Annotated in this window: 1 protein-coding gene; it reads left to right on the top strand. The window is 40.8% G+C overall.

Going from position 1 to position 355, the window contains the following annotated elements; genetic code table 11:
- Positions 1 to 355 (top strand): RNA-guided endonuclease TnpB family protein (locus tag ACYQ2O_RS12995; protein WP_459796811.1); only part of this gene is annotated, 355 nt, incomplete at both ends.

Below are 355 nucleotides of genomic sequence, written 5' to 3'. Positions count from 1 at the left end.
GGGAAACTGAGAAGCACAAAAATCCAAAACCGCTGTACAAGTCCGAAAAGAAGCTGAAGAAGGCGCAACGGTCATTATCCCGCAAACAAAAAGGCGGTAAGAACCGCAATAAAGCACGCTTAAAGGTAGCCAAAAAGCACGAAAAGATTGCCAATCAGCGCAAAGATTTCTTGCACAAACTATCCAAAAAGATTACAGACGAAAACCAAGTCATTGTAATCGAAACGTTGTCCAGTAAGAACCTGATGAAAAATCATAAACTGGCAAAAAGCATTGGTGATGCAGGATGGTATGAATTCGTCCGCCAATTAGAATATAAATCCAAGCAAAAAGGACGGACACTTATCAAAGCAGA

Source organism: Alkalibacterium sp. m-11 (assembly GCF_054658155.1).
This window is presented reverse-complemented; position numbering and strand designations above follow the sequence as displayed.